Genomic DNA, 14,604 nt, shown 5'->3' with positions numbered 1-14,604 from the left:
GCATCAACGCAGACGGCGACTACAGCAGGGTGTACTACGCCTCTGGTGGGTGCGACATGGTACGCCAGACGATGAAAGCCTGGGAAAGCATACTTCCTCCAGGGGATTTCTTGCGCATTCACCGCGCTCATATTATTAATATCGGGCACGTGACAACGACCTCCCAATCCGAAGGAGAATTTGCCGTCACTCTTCGTGGTGACTATCCACGCTGCACCGTCAGCCGACGACGGGTGAAGGAAGTCCTCAACCAGTTGCCTGATCAAGCGACGGATTAAGCCGAAATACTCTCCGTGCGCAGTCGTTGGTTCAGCTCAATGCAAGAGACACTTGGTAATGATGATGCTCACGGGTTCGTCGTAGTCCGAGGCGGCGGGAGAGTGTGTGCATGGCCCGGCCACGATGAAGGTTTGTCGTCAAAGTGAATTGGTCGAAGGGAACGAGCGGCTGATCCACTGCGACCAGGCGGCGTAAGAGAAGTGTGGTGGCAAGAGGCCAGCGTTCAGGATGGCCGGGATGACCGGTGATGAATTCCAAAGTCGCGGTACGGGCCTGCTGAGTCGCCACCAGCAAACCTCCTATGCCCTCGGCATTTTCCGCCACCCCGGAAAGTTCCGGGCGGTAATGTCGGCGCATAGCATCGAAGTGTCCGCGGTTGAAGTATTGCGCCCGCAGCCCCCATTCCTCGACCCGTTGCCAGTCGTCGGGACGCAGCGGGCGTACCCGCCATCCCTTGTCCGTCGCCACCTTGACCACTGGATCGTACCTGCGAAGCCGCTCGCGCAAGTGCACGCAATCGCCAAGCCAGTCCTCATCGGTCCAGTGCTCGACACTCTCAGCATAGTACCGAAAAACACCTTCCCATGAAGCAGCCTCGGGAGCGGTAGCAATGATCTCTTCGATCCCGGCAGTAGCCATTTCGGCCACAAGCGGCTGCAACAGGGCCACCGCCTGCTTTTTTTCCAAATAACGGGGAGTAAACCGAAGCAGCAGCCAGGCAGTCGTCTTCCCCTCCACACATTTCCACGAAGCCGCCGCGATGAATCGGCCCGGAGAACCAGTCGCCTCCCAAACCCGCGGACGCCGCGCAGATCTCGTTTGCTCCGCCTCCACTCAAAAGAACCCCGAAGAGCTGGCTCCCCTGCCAGACTGGGAGCAACGCCTCTGGGACCACCACGAAATCTTCCAGAGCGCGGTCGTCATGGGTGTGATGGCGTGCTCGCCCTCCAGAAAGCGCACGGCCTCGTCCAGCGACTTGACCGGGTACACGTTGACACCTTCGGCCAGGACGGCCTCCTCGGCGGACTCGGGAGGCAGCAGCACGCCCTTGAGCTTTTGTTTACGCGCCAAGAGCCCGAATGCCAGTCCACCGCGCACCGGGCGCAGCGCCCCCGACAGGCTCATTTCGCCCGCGATCAGGTAGCCCTCCAGCGTCTCGGGGCGAAGCTGGTTCGTCGCCGCCAGCAGGCCAAGTGCGATGGGGAGATCGTAGCAGGGGCCTTCCTTGCGCAGGTGGCCGGGGGCGAGGTTGATCGTGGTGCGGGTATGAGGCATGCGAAACCCACTGTTGGCCAGCGCGGAGGACACGCGGTCCTTCGACTCCTTCACGGCGGCATCGGGCAAGCCCACGAGATACACGCCCGCCTCGCCGAACTCCCCCGCATTGACCTCCACCTGCACCGGCTGGGCCTCCACCCCCACAAGAGCTCCAGAAGTAACGACGGCTAGCATATCACAACCCAGCAAGACGGCAGGTAAGTCCCTTGGCAATGAAAAGTGAGCAAGGACTGCCTGTGCTTGAGCGGTTCAGAGACGATATGCGTTTATGTAGGAGTCGAAGCGCCTGATTGATGTCTTAGGGCTTGGAGGGATGGTTGATGCTTATTTGTAATAAAATAAGGCTTGAATTTGGCTATCAGGAAGGCTTATCATTTATGCCAATAACAGGGTTAAACACCCCGTATACTACTACCCGTTACCCCTATGAATGCGAGATTCGACGCGTGTGCGAAGTGGGCCATGGCCCCCCTGTTCTCCATGCTGCTGGCATGTCCCTCTGGTTACGCTTCCTTTACGGCCTCCGGTCATATCATTCCCAACAACATCGACTGGACCCAGTCCACGGTGTCTGTCTCCAGCAATCTGTATGTCGCTTATAGCGCTAATGGTAGTTTGATTGTCGATGGCGGCAGCATCTTGTCGAATACCTATGGTTATATCGGGTTTAATCCAGGGGCCACTGGCGAGGTGACGGTGACCGGAAGCGGTTCGACCTGGACGAATAACGGAAATCTGTATGTCGGTAATTCCGGGAATGGCAAGCTGACGATTGCAGCGGGCGCCAGCGTTTCAGATTCCACGGTCTACATCGGAAATGGTGCCGTCTCCAGCGGTGAAGTGACAGTGACGGGTGACGGTTCTACCTGGACGAATTCCAATTACCTGTATGTCGGCTATATCGGCGATGGTACGCTGACGATTGAAGATGGCGCGGACGTTTCAAGCGCCTACGGCTATATCGGATATTTCTCCGGCTCAAGTGGCGATGTGACGGTGACCGGGGCCGGTTCGACCTGGACGAATGTCAATAGTCTGGCTGTCGGTCATTCCGGCGATGGTACGCTGACGATTGCGGAGGGCGCCAGCGTTTCAAACACCTACGGTTATATCGGATATGCCTCCGGTTCAAGTGGTGGGGTGACGGTGACCGGGGAGGATTCGACCTGGACGAATTCCTCGAAACTGTATGTCGGTAATTCCGGTTCTGGCACGCTGTCGATTGAAGATGGCGCTAGCGTTTCAAACACCGACGGTTATATCGGATATGCCTTGAGTAGCATTAGCGATGTGACGGTAACCGGTGTCGGTTCGACCTGGACGAATGCCGGTGTTCTCAATGTCGGCTACTCTGGTTCTGGCACGCTGTCGATTGCGGCGGGCGCCAGCGTTTCAAACACCTACGGTTATATCGGATATACCTCCGGCTCAAGTGGTGTAGTGACGGTAACCGGTGTCGGTTCGACCTGGACGAATTCCTCGAGACTGTATGTCGGTTCCACCGGTTCGGGCACGCTGTCGATTGAAGATGGCGCTAGCGTTTCAAACACCGACGGTTATATCGGATATGCCTCCGGCTCAAGTGGTGTAGTGACGGTAACCGGGGAAGATTCTATCTGGACGAATGCCAATAATCTGTATGTCGGTTCCACCGGTTCTGGCACGCTGACGATTGAGGCGGGCGCTAGCGTTTCTAGCGGGGCCAGCTATCTCGGTTATTATGCCAGCGGCAGTGGCGAGGCAACGGTGACCGGGGCCGGTTCAACATGGACAAACAGCGGTGTTCTCCATGTCGGGTACAGTGGTCCTAGCACGTTGACGATTGCCGATGGGGCCAGCGTTTCAAACACCAACGGCTATATCGCTTATGGCACTACAGCCAGCATCAGCGAGGCAACGGTGACCGGGGCCGGTTCGACCTGGACGAATTCCGGTACTCTGTATGTCGGGCACAATGGTTCCGGCACGTTGGCGATTGCCGATGGGGCCAGCGTTGGCGTGACGGGCACGACCTATGTTTCATACAATACCGGTTCGACCGGGAGTATCGCGTTCAATGGCGGCAGCCTGAGCACGAGCGGATTCTATGCGGATGCCAGTGAACTGAGCGGAACGGGCACGATCAGCGCGAACGGCCTGGTCGGGAGCGGCTTCGATTCATTTGTTTTCGACAACAGCTCGGTTGCCTCGATCAATAAGGTTGATGGCGAGGACACGCTGACCATCACAGTGACAGCCGATGGCATCAAGACCGCGAACATCGGTACCGGTATTGACGTTATCAACGGAGCGCAGGTAACCTTTGCCAGAGGATATCTGGGGTATGCGAGTGGAGATTCCACCGCGGCAACGGTGAGTGGGAATGGATCGGCGCTGACGACTTCCTCCGAACTGTATGTCGGTTACAATGGTGCCAGCACGCTGACTATCGCAGACGGGGGAAGCGTTTCAAACACTACCGCTACCTCCGGCTACATCGGATATGCCACCGGTGCCAGTGGCGAGGTCACGGTGACCGGAGAAGGCTCGACCTGGACGAATTCCGGGACTCTGTATGTCGGGTACAATGGTTCCGGCACGTTGGCGATTGCGGATGGGGCCAGCGTTGGCGTGGCGGGCACGACCTATGTTTCATACAATACCGCCTCGACCGGGAGTATCGCGTTCGATGGCGGCAGCCTGAGTACGAAAGGTTTCTATGCGAATGCCAGTGAACTGAGCGGAACGGGCACGATCAGCGCGAACGGCCTGATCGGGAGCGGCTTCGATTCATTTGTTTTCGACAACAGCTCGGTTGCCTCGATCAATAAGGTTGATGGCGAGGATACGCTGACCGTCACGGTCACAGCCGATGGCACCAACACGGCTGACATCGGTACCAGTTTTGACGTTATCAACGGAGCGCAGGTGTTCTTTGCGGGCGCCTATCTTGGGTATGCGAGTGGAGATTCAGCAGTGGCCACCGTAAGCGGGATTGGCTCGGGTTTGACGACTTCCAGTACTCTCTATGTCGGTAACTTTGGTACCGGCACGCTGACCGTCTCTGAGGGCGCTAGCGTATCAAGCCAAAGCATCCGTATCGGAAATGGCATCGGAACCACGAGCGAGGTAACGGTGAGCGGGAATGGATCGGCGCTGACGACTTCCAGTACTCTCTATGTCGGTAGCAGTGGTACCGGCACGCTGACCATCGCCGATCATGCGAAGGTAACAACGGGCTCGGCCTTAAGGGTATACAACAGCAGCAGTGCTTTAAATCTGGGCCTCTCCGGCAGTAACGACACGCTGCTTAAAATCGGTAGCGAGTCAGTACCCTCAGCCGGTCTCGTCAACAACGGCACGGTTAATGCCTTTGCCATCGGCAGCATGGCCGCGGGGGTCTATACGCCGATCGAGATCGGCTCGTCGGCCACCTATAGCGGGACGGGATCGTATCGTGCCTTTGGCGGTACCTGGGTCGTTTCCTCCTCATCCTACACACTGACGATCAACGAACTGACCGCGAGCAGCTACGGCGCCTACAGCGGTCCGCTGGCCGGACTCCGCCTGGCCTATGGGAACGGCGATCTGATTGTTGCCCTGGCCAGCGATAGCGCCGGAACTGACTTCTCGGTGACAGAAATCACGGACACTGAGCTGGAAAACCTCGTCGCCGCCTACTCGCTCTCCAGCACCGATGCGGATATCGACGACGCGCTCCTGTGCTTCAACGTGTCGGGGTATCTGGACGACTATGTGCTCTTGTACCGCGCCAGTTCATCCGTCGAATGGGGCGAGTACGATTACACGACGGCGAGCAGCTTCTACTCGGAGCAGGACGGCTACCTGAGCCTGGTCGCGAGCGAGGATACTGAAAGCGGCCTGGGCGGCTTTGGCGACTACGCGCTGATCGCGTCGCAGGTTCCCGAGCCCGCACAGCTTGCCGCCATCCTCGGTCTGCTCGCGCTACTGGTTGCCTACCGCCGCCGCCTGCGCGCCAAGCGCTAAGGCCGGTGGTAGCCCTTCCTTGCTCGTTCAGCGTTGCGCGTTTCGATTAACCAGCCCTGGCAGCAGTTGATCGAAACGTTTTTATGCTCAGATTTCTCTGGGTAAATCGGCCTCGACATGATCCTGGTCTGCTCGTCCGTGCCAGCCACAGCGCTGGCACTTCCAACGATCTTGAGGCGGAGTTTCAGGAGCGCTAAATGCGATTACAGGATGCGCAGCAGCTATCGCAGCGTTTCAAAGAAAAGATTGCTTACGGCAGCAACATTTGGACTTCTCTGATCATTGCAAAATCGCTGTTTTGAAACCGGCTGAAGAACAGCCAATCCATGTCAGCACAACCCCTAGCCAAGTCCCCTCAGCCTGGACGTGTCGCCAAGCCCGAAGACCTCTCGGTTCCCGAGGATGATTGCGACATCGGCAACATGCGTATCCTCGTCGCGCACATCGTCGAGGAGTGGGAGAAACTTAAACGCTCCGGCTACCTCGACAACGCATCGATTGACGACATCCTCGACCTCATAAATGAGCTTCAACCCGTGTTCGATATCGCCGATGAATTACAAGAGATACTCGCCCGGCGCACAGGGGGTGGTCAGGCGGGGTCCCATAGCGTTTGATACACGCCCGAGCCCGCGATCAGTTTCCCCAAGTCAGGCCAAGACAACCGGTTTACCCCGATCCGCATGCCATGCATGTGCCTTGACAAAATCGACACCGCGTGACAGATTTCTGTCATGCAAACCACCCTCCGCATCAACGACAGCACCTATCGCCGGGCCAAGGCGAAATCCAGTGAGCTGGGGTTGAGCCTGACGCGCTTCTTCGAGGAGGCCGTCGAGGAGCGTTTGGCGCGGCTGGAGCAGCCTCGGCCAGCCAAGCGAGTGGTGCTACCGGTCAGCTCCGTCTTCGGGGCTTTGATCGGCGACCGGGAGCTGCGTCAGCGCATCGCCGACGCAGACCTCGAAGACGACCTTTCCCGGCTGAATTAGGATGGTTCTGCCCGACAACAACATCCTGATCAACGCGTTTCGCCCGGACAGCCCGCACCATCAAGTGGCCCGGCAATGGCTGGAGGACAGTCTGAACGCGGGACGGTCCATTCGCTTGTTCCCCACGGTGGAAGCCGGTTTTCTGCGCGTGGTAACGCATCCGAAAATCTTCTCGCCAGCCAGTCCCTTGGAGGAAGCCTCGGCGTTTCTACGCGTACTGTGCTCATGCCCAACGGTGGAAATTTGCCCATGGACCCCATCGGCCCGCGAACGCTGGTGTGAGCTTTGCGCGTCTCCGAAAATGAGCGGGAACGATTGCAACGATGCCATGCTCGTCGCCATTTGCTTGTATCGCGGCCTCCAACTGGTCACGTTTGATCAGGGCTTCCGGCGTTTCCCTGGCCTTCAACTCCTGTTGCTGGACGCTGAATGACATTTTGCTGCTTGCGGACACGGCGGATATGATCGGCGGTGCCGAAGACGAAGCGCTGGGCGTTTGGGAGGTAGCCCTTACGCCGGGCGCATTCCCAATCAGCCATCACGTGTTCAGCCTGAAGGACGGCCTGCTCCAGCGCGTGGACGTATTCGCGTTCCTGCTCAGTCATGGGCCACCCCCAGTTCATTGAGTTGCTCCGGCGTGAGCGGGGCAGGTTGGCCGTGGCGCTGCCACGTATGCTCGTTGCGCCCGAAGCCCAACTGGACGCTGACGAAAGCCTTGGGCATCTCGATGCCGTGGCGCTTGAGGATGGCATCGGCCTCGGGGTATTTGATCCCGACCCGTCCGAGCGCCTTCAGGACCGCGCAGGCTGAGAATCCGAAGATCTTTGGGTGGACGGCAGAACCGCCACCCTTGCGTTCACGCTTCGGGGCGGGCAGCGACGCCTGCGTTCGCGGCGACGGTTTGCGCTGGTCCATAATGAAGGCGGCATGGGCCTTGGCGGCGTCCGCGTCGGTAAAGGTCCCACGCATCTTGCCGGACTCGCGCAACTGCTGGCGTCCGTTCTTGCAGGGGAAGTCCCCGCTGACGAGCACTTCGCATTTGTTGAGGGTTTTCGTGGTCCAGTTCATGATCTTGATGCATTGATGGTTGATGGTCTCAGGCAATGTCGTCGCCTTCAAAAAGCTCGGTGTCGAAGCCCTGCCGGGCGAGGCTCGCGAACTCCTGCGCCACCCACTTTTCGCCGGAGGCCTGCTGGATGCGGTTCTTGAGCGAGCCTTCATAAAAGCTGGTGGAGTCGGCAAAGTGGCGTCCCCAGCGGCTGCGCAGGAAGTTGCGGATCGCTATGTCGGTCGGCTGCCACGGGGCACTTCGGAAAACCGCGAAGGCGTCGTTCCAGGCTTCGATGCTTTCCCGCAATCCGAGGCGTTCGTTCATGTCGATGGTGCCGAAGAAGCCCCAACTGTCATCGGTCGGAGCGACGGCGAGGTTGGTGTTCGAGGTGCTGGTGTTCTGCTTCATCTTGTCCTCCAATGGTTTGTGGTTTATGCATGCATAGACGCTCTCTATCGAAGAGCTATCAACTCTATTAGTCGTTTATATTCATATATTTGCATGTTTTTCTGCATGAGATTTCAACTGACCGACAGGAGCACTGCTTCCTTGCTGGCAAGTTTTTAGAAAAGTAAGGATTTTAAAATCACTTGATTTTTGCCCGTCTTGGTGTAGGTTTGGGGTATGGAATTAATGTCAACAGTCACGTCCAAGGGGCAGACGACGGTTCCGCTGGAAGTGCGTCGTCGCCTGGGGCTCGGCCCCCGGCAGAAGATCGTCTACGTCGTGGAAGACGACGGGGTGCGCATCAAGGCGGCGGGCAAGGGGCTGATGAGCGTCGCCGGGGCCTTGTCCGGCGGCAAAGCGTTCGTCGGCAAGGAAGCGGAACGGGCGAGCTACCGCGCCGCCCGTGCCAAGCGAATCAAGTAGCCCCTGCCCCGGATGAAAAAGCTGATTATCGATGCCAATGTGATCCTGCGTTTTTTGCGGGCCGATCACCCGGAGCACTTCGCCGCCGCCAGTAAGCTGTTCGAGCAGGCCGAGAGCGGCAAAGTCCGTCTGGTCCTGCTGGCCCCGGTATTGGCCGAAGTGGTGTTTGTGCTGACTTCGGTTTACGAGTGCGGGCGCAAGGAGATCGCGGAGGCCTTGCAGCCCTTTTTGTTTCATGGCGGCATCGATTGTCCAGAGAGCGCTGTGCTGGCCGATGCGCTCAAGCGTTTCGCCTCCACCAAGATCGACCTGATGGACTGCTACGTGGCTGCCGCCGCTGTGGCGAGCGACTACGCCGTTTGTTCATTCGACCGCGATTTCCGCAAGTTCTCCGATATCGACTGGCAGCAGCCCGGCAGCTAAGGCGTGCATTGCCCGCCATTATGGAGCGTCGTGCAGATCTCATCGATGGCGGCGGACAACTCGCGCTGGATACCGATGGCGTCCAGACCGGACAGGATCGGCGGCAGTTCGGACTCGAACTTCGCCCGCATGAGCGCGATAGCTTTGCCGACCTGAGTCGTCCACTCCAAGCGCACTTCTTCCAGCGGGACGTATTCGTTCTTTCGGACCGCCAGGCGCAGTTCCCGGTCTTCGATCTCGGCCAAGAGCTTGCGGGCTTTAAGCGCCTCCATGTCCGTGGAGGCACTGCCTCCCTCCAGCGCGTTCGCCGCCATGAACTGCCGCCATGCGATGACCGAGTGGGTGCCGTTGGCAGCAGGCTCGGGAGCACCCTCCAGCTTGCGCCAGCGATAGATACTTTGACGCGTCACGCCAAGAGCCGAAGCCAACTCGTTCAAGTTGGCGGCGGTGGTCAGCGAGGTATTGACCACCCCGGAAGCACGGGCCTGCACCCGGGCAAGTTCGGACTGCGAGAGCGTCTTGCCCTCGCGCACCTTCTTGACGATGTTCTTGAAATCCGCCGCCATGATGCGTTCGGCGGCGTCGGACGTGAGATCGGTATGTTGGGTTTCCATGCCCTATGAGCGATGTCAACTCAACTGCCATCGCCATAGAGGTGTCCCGCCCGGCAAGTATTCACAACATTTCGGGGAAGCGGACCGGCGAAGAATAAAAAGGGACGAGTCCATACCTCCACGGGCATCTTTCTGACCAATGGAGGTATGTAACCCAAGTAAAATGCACTCGAAGGCGAAACCACGTCACCGCAGTGACCAGGGTTACAACCGATGTTACACATTTTCGAGGGTGTCTCCGAGCGGCATGAACTCACAAGCCTTTGTTTTTAAGCATGTTGCAGGCTAAAAGCACCGGGATCGCTTTCAAAAAAGTGTAACTTGAAAAAATACCCCTCTCTCGACTTGGGGGCGCTGATCGCGGACCCCATCGCGTATTATTCCGTATGGGACCCCGAAACTACCCCCCTACCCCCATGGTATCCATGCTGGTGATCGAGTGGTGATTTTCGATTCCTTCGCATGCGATTTGATCTCCATCGCCCTTGGTGATCTCCATGCATGATCTCGTCTGTGGTGAACACGACTTTCACCATAGACATGATGTCAACACCACCATCGAGGAAACGGTTCATTGTTCTCACGTTACCTGATTCCCCAATGGTAAACCCTTGTATTCGCCGTTCGATGTAGAATTTTATAACTTTGACTGTGCGGTGTGCGGCGTGCGGGCAGTGCGGCGTATATATAGATATACGCCCGCACGCCGCACACCGCACGCTTGGATTTTTGAATTGTGCGAGCCGCACACCGCACACTCGCACACCGCACAGATAAGCCGCACACTCAAAGTTCATAAGATCAGATTACGTTTACGTTTTAGTATTAGGATTAAGCTTCAGGTATTCCGTAACGACAGAGGCACGTCCGTAGAGTACAGTTCCACGAGGACCACGAAACGAATCAACCACCCCTTCGGTGATCGCAGTATCCCGCATCGCCTCCGAGCGGTCACGTGACCACCCCTGCTCAGCAAAGCGCTCACAGCACTGACGGGCAGTATAAAATGAACGCTCCGGCGGATCAGCGAGTTCCGATGGAAAAATCACCACCAGTTCATCTACCGACTAAGGCGAACGAACACATTTCTTCGGTTCCGGTTTATCACCATGGTGATTCATGTGTGATTGGTCCTTGGATGACTTGCTGGAAGCGGCTGATGCACTTATCTTCAACTCACCGGGGTCCAGTTCGTGCCAGCAGATGCCACGGAGGCTGTGGCCGATCAGTTTCCAGTAGATCCGGTTGCCCAGGGCGTCCGTCCATCCCAAGCGTCCACCACGCTTACCCGCCATTAGTTGAAACTTCTCATGTGAGCCGATGGAACGCATTGCGAGCACCGCACGGGCGGCGTTCGCCCACTCGGCACTGCCGGAACCCAAGTAAGCGAAATCACCGCCCTTCCAGTTAGGTTTCTCCCTACCCGACGGAGGTTTGTTCGTGTGGTGAACGAGAATGCAGCCGCACTGGTGTTTGCGCAGGATGGGCAGGAGGCCGTTGCGTAGGAACCCCGATACCAATGCCTGGTCACTGGCATCGCCACCCAGGTACGAGAAGACCGGATCGATGAACACGAGGTCACGTGGATGTGTGGTGAGTTCATCGTCCAGCAGCTTCAGAAACAATAGTCCCGTCCGCTCACACTCATTAACCATGTAGAGCTTGGTGTTCGCCTCGGCGATGTCAACGGAGGCAAGTTTCATTCCAGCATAAACGCCGTCGCGCATCTCCGCCACATCACCGTCGTCATTTTCTCCCTGGATGATCATGACACGTAGCGGTCCACGCGGTTTTAGGCCGAAGCAACTCCGACCCAGTGTCCAACTGACAGCCAGTTGCATCGTCAGGCTGGACTTGCCGATGCCCGTCGGCCCGGCCAACAACGCAATGCCGCCCCGGCATAGCCAACGCCTGCGGATCAACTCCGACGGATCGTCGTCGCCCGGACATTCGAAGGCCCCCACCGGACGCGCCGTGCTGGCCGGTGGGGACGTGGGTTCAACGGGAGGTGCTTTTGCCGCGAGAGCAGATGTGTCGAGAGCGCCGCTGCCCTGCTCGGGGCAGCGGCGGATGCCGGTCGAAAGGTATTTCATCGGGAATTGCCCGTAGGACTGCTGTCAACACAGCCCTTATCCCGGGCATGAACCGAAACCGCTCGTTTACGGTATGCACGGCGAGCATCCTCGGAGCGTTGCTGACGCGAACGGATGCCGGTAATTACACTCAAGTCCAGCATCGTCTTCGAAACCACCGCCCGGGTCACGCCACAGTGTCGAGCAATCTGATTAAAGGGCACTCCGTCCAGCGGATGCAGTTGCAGGAGCGATGCCAGGCAGCACATCCGAATCGCAATTCCAGCGGGGGTATGCAACTCGCCATCCATCCGCAGGACACACTGCTCAAACAGCCAGCGAAACATGCGGACCTGCTCGTGCAACCGATCCTCCGGCGATAATTCTTCCGACAACTCCAGTTCCGTGGCCGGGGTGCGGAAGTCCACCGCCACCGGATGACTCCCCTTCTCACCGTCTGCCTCGTAGCCGAATCCTTCGGGCTGCGCGGTAGTATCCAATCGCCACTTCATGGCTGCACCTCCTGGCCGACCTGAGAGGTGCTAACAATCCCTGCATATGAAAGGCAGGTGCTGGCGTTGATGAGTGCCTCTTCAAAGCGGCACTCATGGTTGTGGCGATTCGTCGAAACGATTTTCGCCATGCGTTGGGTTCGTGTTGTTTGATTCACGCCCCTGTTGGCGAATTTTCGATTTTTCGACTTTGTAAAAAATCGAAAGAGCTTTGGCTCCATGTAAAGATAAGGATCCAAGAGGCTTAACTTTTTTCAAAAAAAGAAAAGGCCCCCACCGAAAATTCGATGGAGGCCCGATACGCGTGCTGAAAAAGTGGCGCTCAAGATTCTCGTATCATGAAAACCGTCTCCCACCGTTTGCCCCGGTCCATGGTCAAAATGGGCTCTCCCTCGATCCCGAAAAACGCCGACAACCGGGAGGCCAGCAATTCCTTCTGTTTTTGATTACGCGGATGGGCATGACGACTGGACCAATCCATGATTCCGCGTTCCTCGGCAAAGGCCCGCAACAGACGCCACTGCCGGTTCGGTTCCTTCGAACGCCCATCCTCCATACCCATCTCCAGAAAGCTCAGTTTCATTGCTGTATTCCCAACCTTAGCCGTCAGCGTGTGTCCGTCACGGAACACAAGCGTAAGATCGTGCCAAGCTGTACCCTGTGGCGTCGGGAAGACCGCTTCCAACGCTCCTACGCCTCCAATGGATTCTTTCGTCTTCTGCCAACGCACACGCCCGGCTTCGGTCAGAACCGGTTCGTGGCCGTTTATTGCGGTGACCTCATCCAGCGGGAATGAGAGACTCTCAGCTCGCGTCAGCAAACCCCGACACGTCTCGTTCAAATAACGGGCGGTGGGCGTCACCAGAATGAAACGGCGACTCCCTTTAATGATGAGTGCTTCCAGCACTCGCTGCATCGCGTCCTCGAACTTGACCCGCGTGAAGAGCACGGGTGTACGCTCCGTTGCCGCCGGGAGCGTCCCGACCTGCCAGACATCGTCCGCAACTGCGCTGACCTGCGGATGCAGACCCAGGCACTTTGCGATGGCCGGAACCAGTATCTGCGGATTGATCGTGTAACGGACCAGTTCCTCTCGCGTATAGAACTTCGTTGGGCAAAAGTGTTCGTCGCACATCGCGGCGTAAGTCCCGTCCTCTTCCGGCACATCCGCAATCCGGTACATGCAGTAATGCCCCTCCAGCGTCCGCTCACAGGCGATGGACTGCGTCAGATCCGCACATGGCATCAGATACGGGCGGACCTTCTCGTAGCTCTCGCTCAGATAGCGTCGTAGCGCGACGTCCCGCGCCCCGGAACCGATGGCCTCAACCGACCGCCAGAACATGTTCGCACTGCTCATGGCCCTTCACCCGGTCCCGCACGATAAACTCCCGGCGGTGCAGCCATTTCTCGAGAACGGGCCCATCACCGTCTCGGGTGTAGAGTGCCACGTTAGATGGCTTTAGCGTCAGCGTGCGCTCTTTTGACTGTCCCGCGTAGCGCAGCTTGAAGGTGGCTTTCAACAAGCGAGCACCATCCGGAATGCCCTCCCGGTGCTGCTTCATCGCGACAAAAACATCGTAGGCTTTGTGGACACGAACCTCCTCCACGTTGTCCTCGATAACGTACCAAAGCTCCGTCAGACGTACAGATTCAATCTCGGGGATGTCGCCCGAGAACAAAGCCGCCGCGCCATCCCTCAGCAGAGGCTCAAGCGTGTACTTGCTGCGGCCCGGAAAATAGTTCTCTCGCCCAAACAGATAAAAACCGAACAGTTTGCGGTAGTGTTCGCGCTGCGTGGGCGTCTGGGCATTGACGCACAACTCATCCGTCAACGTATCGTAGATGATCAGGTCGTAGCGCTCGGGCCGAAAGCCGATTGTTCCCATCCGCCCCTCTTCCCACGTCGCCTGTCGCTTATAGCGCTCGCCATGGCTGACGAGAAACCAGTGCTCGTCCTGCTGCAGGCGATGATGGATGCGGCAACCGTAGCCCCAATCCCTCTTTTTGAAGTAATAGGCCAAGCTCTGTTCCAACTGACGGATGCCCTCCGCGCTCAGGGCGAAATCCGATGAAGCATCGCCCTCAGCGCTGAAATACTCGAATGCACGCTTACGTTCACAAGACTGGTGCAGGTGAATCCACTTGAGCGCCTTCGGGGCAGTCATCCACAGACTGAGCGCAAGTTCCAGCAATGTCGAGTTCGGTTCAAGCGGCACTTGCTCCGAGGAAGCGAGCATTTCCAGCAGTTCGGTATTCTCCTCCACCGCTACCTCGTGAACAGCATAGAGCGCATTCGCGACCTCAGGCGGAATATCCGACTCGGGCGTCAACAGCATGTCGGAAAGACGGGTCAGTTCAACCGGCCCGGCCCGATTGTCCAAACACCCAACATCAAATCCTCCACCATGAAAGTAAGATTGATATGGCGTCAGAAAACGACGCAACAACTCGGGCCGAATCGACGCCAAGACCTCTGGGCGCGTGAAACGACTTTGACACAGCGATGACATAGGAACTTTCATCGGC

At 57.8% G+C, this 14,604-nt stretch carries 17 protein-coding genes; 7 read left to right on the top strand and 10 right to left on the bottom strand.

Annotated features, from left to right (window positions below; all coding sequences use genetic code 11):
- Positions 1–278, top strand: a 278-nt coding sequence (locus H5P28_RS06255; RefSeq protein ID WP_185674859.1) for a LytTR family DNA-binding domain-containing protein, incomplete at its 5' end; no start/stop codon positions are given.
- 31 nt (positions 279–309) lie between these two features.
- Here the strand turns inward: H5P28_RS06255 and H5P28_RS06250 are convergent.
- Together H5P28_RS06250 and H5P28_RS06245 are read right to left on the bottom strand one after the other, a co-directional pair.
- Positions 310–918 (bottom strand): hypothetical protein, encoded by a 609-nt coding sequence (locus H5P28_RS06250; RefSeq protein WP_185674858.1) that lies wholly within the window; start codon positions 916–918, stop codon positions 310–312.
- 195 nt (positions 919–1,113) lie between these two features.
- Positions 1,114–1,731 carry a magnesium chelatase domain-containing protein gene (locus H5P28_RS06245; protein ID WP_185674857.1) on the bottom strand — a complete coding sequence of 206 codons (618 nt, stop codon included), beginning with the start codon at positions 1,729–1,731 and terminating at the stop codon, positions 1,114–1,116.
- Positions 1,732–1,983: 252 nt separating this feature from the next.
- Between H5P28_RS06245 and H5P28_RS06240 the strand changes: the two genes are divergently transcribed.
- The 4 genes from H5P28_RS06240 to H5P28_RS20100 all read left to right on the top strand — a co-directional run bounded on the left by H5P28_RS06240 (position 1,984) and on the right by H5P28_RS20100 (position 6,966).
- Positions 1,984–5,544, top strand: a complete 3,561-nt coding sequence (locus H5P28_RS06240; protein ID WP_185674856.1) for a beta strand repeat-containing protein — start codon at positions 1,984–1,986, stop codon at positions 5,542–5,544.
- 326 nt (positions 5,545–5,870) lie between these two features.
- The gene (locus H5P28_RS06235) at positions 5,871–6,161 is read left to right on the top strand and encodes a hypothetical protein (protein WP_185674855.1); all 291 of its coding nucleotides are present in this window, start codon (positions 5,871–5,873) and stop codon (positions 6,159–6,161) included.
- Positions 6,162–6,278: 117 nt separating this feature from the next.
- On the top strand, positions 6,279–6,533 hold the full coding sequence (locus H5P28_RS06230; RefSeq protein WP_185674854.1) for a hypothetical protein: 255 nt from the start codon (positions 6,279–6,281) through the stop codon (positions 6,531–6,533).
- A 1-nt stretch (position 6,534) separates the two neighbouring features.
- The gene (locus tag H5P28_RS20100; RefSeq protein WP_185674853.1) at positions 6,535–6,966 is read left to right on the top strand and encodes a TA system VapC family ribonuclease toxin; all 432 of its coding nucleotides are present in this window, start codon (positions 6,535–6,537) and stop codon (positions 6,964–6,966) included.
- On the opposite strand, the gene H5P28_RS06220 is transcribed toward H5P28_RS20100, so the two are convergent.
- The 3 genes from H5P28_RS06220 to H5P28_RS06210 are packed head-to-tail and all read right to left on the bottom strand — an operon-like array spanning position 6,902 to position 7,992.
- Complete coding sequence (locus tag H5P28_RS06220; protein WP_185674852.1) at positions 6,902–7,138, bottom strand: hypothetical protein; 237 nt, start codon at positions 7,136–7,138, stop codon at positions 6,902–6,904. The genes H5P28_RS20100 and H5P28_RS06220 overlap by 65 nt on opposite strands.
- The gene (locus H5P28_RS06215) at positions 7,131–7,601 is read right to left on the bottom strand and encodes a hypothetical protein (protein WP_185674851.1); all 471 of its coding nucleotides are present in this window, start codon (positions 7,599–7,601) and stop codon (positions 7,131–7,133) included. The genes H5P28_RS06220 and H5P28_RS06215 overlap by 8 nt, the downstream gene beginning before the upstream one ends.
- 28 nt (positions 7,602–7,629) lie before the next feature.
- Positions 7,630–7,992, bottom strand: a complete 363-nt coding sequence (locus H5P28_RS06210) for a hypothetical protein (protein WP_185674850.1) — start codon at positions 7,990–7,992, stop codon at positions 7,630–7,632.
- A gap of 216 nt (positions 7,993–8,208) precedes the next feature.
- Between H5P28_RS06210 and H5P28_RS06205 the strand changes: the two genes are divergently transcribed.
- Positions 8,209–8,454 carry an AbrB/MazE/SpoVT family DNA-binding domain-containing protein gene (locus H5P28_RS06205; protein ID WP_185674849.1) on the top strand — a complete coding sequence of 82 codons (246 nt, stop codon included), beginning with the start codon at positions 8,209–8,211 and terminating at the stop codon, positions 8,452–8,454.
- A 12-nt stretch (positions 8,455–8,466) separates the two neighbouring features.
- Positions 8,467–8,877 carry a type II toxin-antitoxin system VapC family toxin gene (locus H5P28_RS06200; RefSeq protein ID WP_185674848.1) on the top strand — a complete coding sequence of 137 codons (411 nt, stop codon included), beginning with the start codon at positions 8,467–8,469 and terminating at the stop codon, positions 8,875–8,877.
- Here the strand turns inward: H5P28_RS06200 and H5P28_RS06195 are convergent.
- From H5P28_RS06195 to H5P28_RS06175, 5 genes are all read right to left on the bottom strand, one after another.
- Positions 8,874–9,491, bottom strand: a complete 618-nt coding sequence (locus tag H5P28_RS06195; protein WP_185674847.1) for a hypothetical protein — start codon at positions 9,489–9,491, stop codon at positions 8,874–8,876. The two genes, H5P28_RS06200 and H5P28_RS06195, sit on opposite strands and share 4 nt — an antisense overlap.
- A 1,067-nt stretch (positions 9,492–10,558) precedes the next feature.
- Entirely contained in the window at positions 10,559–11,584 is a 1,026-nt protein-coding gene (locus H5P28_RS06190; protein WP_185674846.1) for an AAA family ATPase, read from the bottom strand.
- Positions 11,581–12,075, bottom strand: a complete 495-nt coding sequence (locus H5P28_RS06185) for a hypothetical protein (RefSeq protein ID WP_185674845.1) — start codon at positions 12,073–12,075, stop codon at positions 11,581–11,583. The genes H5P28_RS06190 and H5P28_RS06185 overlap by 4 nt, the downstream gene beginning before the upstream one ends.
- Positions 12,076–12,397: 322 nt before the next feature.
- A complete protein-coding gene (locus tag H5P28_RS06180; protein ID WP_185674844.1) occupies positions 12,398–13,435 on the bottom strand; it encodes a hypothetical protein in 1,038 nt (345 codons plus the stop codon).
- Positions 13,401–14,600 carry a hypothetical protein gene (locus tag H5P28_RS06175; RefSeq protein WP_185674843.1) on the bottom strand — a complete coding sequence of 400 codons (1,200 nt, stop codon included), beginning with the start codon at positions 14,598–14,600 and terminating at the stop codon, positions 13,401–13,403. The genes H5P28_RS06180 and H5P28_RS06175 overlap by 35 nt, the downstream gene beginning before the upstream one ends.
- Positions 14,601–14,604: the final 4 nt, after the last annotated feature.

The sequence above is a fragment of the Ruficoccus amylovorans genome, assembly GCF_014230085.1.
GTDB lineage: Bacteria > Verrucomicrobiota > Verrucomicrobiia > Opitutales > Cerasicoccaceae > Ruficoccus > Ruficoccus amylovorans.
Note: the sequence above shows the minus strand (reverse complement) of the source record. Positions and strands in the feature narration are given on the sequence as shown.